Origin of the sequence: Microcoleus sp. BROC3 (assembly GCF_036702515.1) — a bacterium.
Taxonomy (GTDB): domain Bacteria; phylum Cyanobacteriota; class Cyanobacteriia; order Cyanobacteriales; family Microcoleaceae; genus Microcoleus.
Genome location: NZ_JAUBTQ010000119.1, coordinates 1 through 5,872, shown reverse-complemented (window position 1 = coordinate 5,872; position 5,872 = coordinate 1). Strand labels below are relative to the sequence as shown.

Here is a 5,872-nt window from a genome sequence, read left to right as displayed (position 1 = left end):
TCAACGAATTCACCAAACCGCACATTGTACTCTGGTTCAGTACGCTTGATGCTGAATGCTGCATCAGCCCGCCGTTCAATGGATTCTGCCATGCTGGCTTGAACCAAAGCTTGAGCTTTCACGTTGCCTTTGGTTGCTTCATTGAGCCAGTATGCCGTAGCTAATGCAATGGGAATAGGCTTGATTAATTGAGCGTTACCTTCCACTGGAATGCTTTGAGCTTGCGTAAAATTGTATCCGCCAAAAGGCAAAGCTAAAGCCGATTTCCCAGTGAGAAACTTAGTTAATGCGCTACCCTTTTTGTCCACCGCATTCATAACTCCAATCGCATCGACTTTGTAGCCGCCGTCGGGTAGTTGGTAAACATGAAGCGGAATCGCACCTAAAAGGATGGTGGCGGAAATAGCTTTAACTGTCATTTGTTAGTTTAAATAAATTACAATTGCCAAAGATTAGCCGACTTTTGACTAATTAATCAATAATATATCTGAGCAAATAATTTAGTTTGCGGGCTACCGAACCTAGCAAGTACGGTTTGCGGCACTGCTGGATTGCTCTTTAAGCGATCGTCCGACGTTCCAAAACCTCTGTTTCGCCAGCCGTCGCGTAGAATGCTAAAGTTTTGGCTATCGTATCAAATTTTTCATGGTGTATTTTGCAAGATAATCGCAATATGTTACACAAAACTGAAAACAGTTGCTAACATTGTAAAAAAGCGTTGAGTACCTTCTTATGGCAACCGTTTTTATCGGAGCCATAATCCCGCCCGCGCTCTCGGAAAAACTTTCGGAGTTTGTTAATCGGGTGGACGCAACGGGGTTCGAGATTTTGACAGCGGCGTTGGTTCAGTATTTGGGTGCAACAGAAGATTTGCCCTTGAGTCAGCGGATGGTGGAGTTAGAGAAGCGGATGACCGCGCTAGAAGCTAGGGTGTACGGCTAATTCAGCATTTTTAAATAGGAGTCGATCTGTGAGCAACCCAACAGGTTTAATCGCTATCTCCGGCTGCGATAATGCCAACCGGATTGGTGATGTTATTTTCGTTCACGGACTGGGTGGCGATGCGCGAGGGACATGGCATCCACACGGAAAAAGCAACGATAACGACTTCTGGCCAGCTTGGTTGGGAGAAGAATTATCTGATATGGGTATTTGGTCGTTGGGGTACGAGGTAGAACCCTTTAAATGGAAGGGCAAAACCATGCCGTTGGTGGATCGGGCGACCAACACTTTAGCTGTTCTCGACTCCCATGCAATAGGCGATCGCCCCCTAATTTTCATTGCTCATAGCTTAGGAGGGCTGCTGGTCAAGCAAATGCTGCGCCATGCTTGGGATTATGGAACTCCTGAATGGAAACTAATCGTCGAGCAAACTAGAGGCGTTGTTTTTTTATCCACGCCTCACTCCGGCTCCAATATGGCGAATTGGGTCAAGTATATTGGTGTAATTCTCCAAGCCTCTGTCAGCGTTGACGAGTTAGAAGCGCATCATTCCCGGCTGCGCGAACTGAACGAGGTGTATCGAAATCACGAATGGCTCAGTCAGATTCCGATACAAGTCTACTGCGAGAAGCAAAAAACTTCTGGGTTTCTTGTTGTAGACGAAACTAGCGCTAATCCTGGAATAAAAGGTGTAACGCCCATTCCAATGGATGATGACCATCTTTCAATTTGCCGACCTTCGTCGCGAGAAAGTTTGCTTTATCGGCGAGTAAGGGAATTTATAAAAAAAAAGTTACCTTCTCCCCACCGTATTCCTATTGAGCTTAAAGAAAAATCAGTTGGGGAATCAACAGTTCACCCCCCAGCAACTGCGGAAAAGAGAACCATTGTGAGTGCTGGCGACAATAGTAATGTAGGTGCTGCCAGTGATTTTATAGCCCAAAATAGTATCATTAATATTGGCTCGACTATAACTAATATTTTAGTCAAGGAAGATTGCGATTTTCTTAAATCACAAAATAGAGATTTACATACTGTTAATACTGATATTCAACATTTAGTAAGTATATTTTTTGCGATCCGTCATCATTCATTTGAACTACTAACAGATCGTATTCTAGAAGAGTCTTTACCTGTTCACCTTCGATATTACAAAATTCAACATACTGAATTCAATCACTCGCCTTTTTTTACAGGTAATATTTACGATCCACTTCGTGCTTTAAAACATATAAGTGAGCTTATAAACGTTTTCTTAACGTTGTTTCAATCTCACACAAATGCTGTTATTGGTTACTATGGCATTGTTCACATTCCACTTCAATTTTTTACTGGTTATGCTGTTTCTACTTGGCCAAAAGTTACATTATTTGAGTTAGATCGTAACACCAATTATTGGTATGAGCTGGCTATGGGTGATAGTCCTAAACTTAAACTAAATGTTAGCACTATTTCACGTCCAGTCAATGCTGTTGCTGTTGTAATTAGAATTTCAATTTCGTTTGATATTTCAAAAAATGACGTAGATGATGTAGTCCCTCAGCCCTATCAAGATATACAGATAAAAATAGGTAAGCCACGTATTGATGCAATCACCCATTACAGTCAGATAAACGAAGTCTGTGGCGCTTTCAGACAAGTCCTTGATGACTTGCATGCCCGCGTTGACAAATCACTAATTGTACATATCTTTTATGCTGGGCCCGTCTGCCTTGGGTTCAGTCTTGGACGCCGAATCAGTCGAACGATTCATCACCAGGTTATCGTCTACAACTACACAGCTCATACCAGCCCACGGTATGCTTGGGGTGTCAAAATTAATAGTGTTGGTTCACCTGAGTCTAAGGTCGTTTCAACTAAATTGCTCATCCATGATATCTCAAAATAATTTCACATATTTATGTACGATATTTCTGCCGAATTACAAATTTTCTATGATACCCATGTTCGTCTTGGCACCGATCTACGAAAGCAGCTTGCAGAATATCGGGAACTAAATATCACTCGACTAAAAAATGGTTTGGATGATCTTGCTACAGAAACTGATCGTCCACACCCATATCCCTATGAGTGCAAGAACCAAGGTGGGTATGCAATGCATACTCTCAATCAAGATCCGAATGGTAGCAATGACTACGATATTGACATTGCACTAATTTTTAAAAAAGATGACATACCTGAAGACCCGCTCAAAGCACGGCAGCGTGTGCGTGATGCGTTATGCAAACGCTGTACTAATTTCACAAAAGAACCCGAGGCACGAACTAATGCAGTTACAATTTGGTATGCTGAAGGCTACCATATCGACTTTGCCATCTACCGCACCTATACAGACAACTTCGGTATAAAGCGTATCGAGCATGCCAGTACCGAATGGAAACGGCGCGACCCAATGGAAATTAATAATTGGTTTAGTGAATGTGTTTCGACACTAAGCCCAAAGAAACACATTCTCCGATATCCCCAAGTTGCAGATGGGCAAATGCGTCGTATTGTGCGATATCTAAAATACTTCTGTCGCTCACGAACTTCTTGGAGTCTACCTGGTGGTATGGTCGTGTCAGCGTTGGTAGCCGAGCCAGAGATTTACAGAGCCAATAGCGATCGTGACGACCTTGCCTTATACAACACTATAGTTGCATTACGCAATCGATTAGAAGGATCTTGCAGAGTATACAATCCAGTGGATAGCTCACAGGAACTAACAGGCAAAACTGAAGTATTAAACCAAGTCACTCGACTTCGAGATCGACTCGATACTGCAATTAGTGAACTTAGTGTGTTATGTGACGAGTCAAAGTGTACGAGAGAGAAGGCACGTTTTGCTTGGGACTGGATTTTTAATCATGAATTCTGGGCAAAAAAAGAAAGTACCAAAGCTACAACCAGGGCTGACTTAAGTGCTGTAAAAAGATACAGTGTTACAGTTCGCTGCGATATTGCCAAGCGTGAGAATGGCCCAACTTATAAACATTACTCAAGTGGAACCTCTGTTTTACCAAAAGGCATTGCGCTCAAATTTTCAGTTATATCAACAGATGTCCCTCCTCCTTATACCGTGCGATGGATTGTTCATAATGAAGGAGATGAGGCAGGTGAGGCGAACCAGACAATCTGGGAAAGCAGTGATAGCGGAGCCATAAAGTGGACAAGCACTGCCTTTAAAGGCAACCACCAAATGATTTGTCGAATTGAGAAGAATGGTCTAGTTATGGCCGAGGCTATACACATTGTAAAGATCAATGCAAGTGGTCATTCTAGGAATTCGGCAGGTTCCAATAGTGGATTTGGGTAAAAAGTTCCTAAATAATTTGGGGAGGTAGTGAAAACCGACTCTCAGCAATACGGAAAATTCTAATCAACCTTTTTAAAGCCAACGCTACGCTTTATAAATCCTTTTGCGAAAAGTAACTATGAGCAACAGCCCTCAAAATCAAGACTCGCTCGAAGAAAAACTCAAAGTGGTTATTGATAGCAATAATTATGACAAAAATTATAATGTTGCTAAAGCACTCGTTAGTTCTGTACCGGCAATCGGGTCGTTGGTCGTACCCTTTGTCGAAAACTACATCGTTCCTCCGGCAACCCAAAGGCTTCATATATTTTTAGGAAGTTTAGTCCGAGAATTAGAGCAGATAAAATCTAAAATTGAATCAGTTAATTTTGAAACTCCCGTTTTTCAGACAACTTTTATGCAGGCGTGTCAGATAGCTGCCCGCACTCACAAGGAGCAAAAACTAGAAGCCTTGAAAAATGCAGTTCTTAATTCATCTATTCCCAGATCCTTAGAGGATGATGTTTTAGCGATGTTTCTAAACTGGATTGATGGTTTTACCGCACTTCATATCTCTACTCTCAAGCATCTTCACTACCTGGATAGGTATGCCCAAGAGGAATTACACACATATTTTCCTTTGTTGGAACAAAATAGGGCTATATACAATCAGGTTTTGAAAGACTTGGCAGACAGGAGTTTGATAAGTTTAACAGAAAATTACATTACAGAAGAAGATGATGATGATATATATTTGCAAAGTTTGGGATTTGCTATGCAGATGACTTCTCTTAGTTATCAGAATTCTCTTAGTGGCTATAATCGACCAAAAAAACGGGGAGAAAAAGAGATAAGAATGAAAACATTTAAGCACCGAGAAGATATTGATGTTATCCTTGAAAATAATCGTTCATATAGTCAAGAAAGCAAAACTACCGAATTAGGAAAGCAGTTTATTGAGTTTATTGAAAATCCCTCTATCCAAACAGAATCTATGTAAATTTTATTACTTCCAAATCCCTCTCTTTAAACCAGAGTTTTTTAGGGAGGATGAGCGCACTCACCTCGAACACGGATCGATCGCATCCGACTCAAATCACTCAGCATTTTGGGTTTCATGTCGTACAAACCCCGCAGCACGACCTTGAGATTGGGAAACGCGAAATCATTACTTAGTTTGCCGATGCAAGGTCGTGCTGCGTGCATAGAAAGTGTAGCGACCGCACTCTTCGAGATTGGGGGCATGAGTTGGTGTTTGGTTTGGTTTCTCCCCAAATTGGCGTCTTGGTGGCGATCTGCAACAAGTTTGGTAATAGATTGGTTATGGTGACAATAGAACTTGCCAAGCCTGATACTCCGCTTATTTCCGAATATGTTAACCGTGGATAAAAACTTGAAAACTTTGTCGGTTTTCCTACCGATTCTAGCACTGGGCATTGTTGTCACACCTGCACGCGCAGGGGGAATTGAGGGAGCATCTGTTTCCTGTTGGTTGTTTCACCGAGACCTGGTAGAAGTTAAACAAACCTGCATCTATGAGTCGGTTTCTTGGGCGGGAGGCGGAGGAAGGACTTTGCGGTGGGAAGATGGCGGGCAAACAAAAATGACGTGGGGATTACAAGGGCGTGGAGAAAGACCTTGTGCCGAGGATAGCAC

Annotated in this window: 6 protein-coding genes and 1 pseudogene; 5 read left to right on the top strand and 2 right to left on the bottom strand. The window is 42.2% G+C overall.

Translation table 11 applies throughout. From position 1 onward, the window contains the following. A partial coding sequence (locus QUB30_RS32710) for a hypothetical protein (RefSeq protein ID WP_333342352.1) occupies nt 1-419 on the bottom strand: 419 nt, incomplete at its 3' end. Between the two features lie 313 nt (nt 420-732). On the opposite strand from QUB30_RS32710, the gene QUB30_RS32705 reads away from it, so the two are divergent. The 4 genes from QUB30_RS32705 (at nt 733) to QUB30_RS32690 (ending at nt 5,216) form a co-directional block, all read left to right on the top strand. After that, the gene (locus QUB30_RS32705; protein WP_333342350.1) at nt 733-942 is read left to right on the top strand and encodes a hypothetical protein; all 210 of its coding nucleotides are present in this window, start codon (nt 733-735) and stop codon (nt 940-942) included. Nucleotides 943-970: 28 nt separating this feature from the next. Beyond that, nucleotides 971-2,830 (top strand): SAVED domain-containing protein, encoded by a 1,860-nt coding sequence (locus QUB30_RS32700; protein ID WP_333342349.1) that lies wholly within the window; start codon nt 971-973, stop codon nt 2,828-2,830. A gap of 12 nt (nt 2,831-2,842) precedes the next feature. Continuing rightward, complete coding sequence (locus QUB30_RS32695; protein WP_333342347.1) at nt 2,843-4,237, top strand: nucleotide-binding domain-containing protein; 1,395 nt, start codon at nt 2,843-2,845, stop codon at nt 4,235-4,237. A 118-nt stretch (nt 4,238-4,355) separates the two neighbouring features. Continuing rightward, the gene (locus tag QUB30_RS32690; protein ID WP_333342345.1) at nt 4,356-5,216 is read left to right on the top strand and encodes a hypothetical protein; all 861 of its coding nucleotides are present in this window, start codon (nt 4,356-4,358) and stop codon (nt 5,214-5,216) included. 41 nt (nt 5,217-5,257) lie between these two features. Here QUB30_RS32690 and QUB30_RS32685 read toward each other — a convergent pair whose 3' ends face one another. Continuing rightward, nucleotides 5,258-5,461, bottom strand: a complete 204-nt coding sequence (locus tag QUB30_RS32685; protein WP_333342343.1) for a hypothetical protein — start codon at nt 5,459-5,461, stop codon at nt 5,258-5,260. A gap of 136 nt (nt 5,462-5,597) precedes the next feature. Between QUB30_RS32685 and QUB30_RS32680 the strand changes: the two are divergent. Continuing rightward, nucleotides 5,598-5,872: pseudogene (locus QUB30_RS32680) on the top strand (hypothetical protein); the annotation flags it as partial.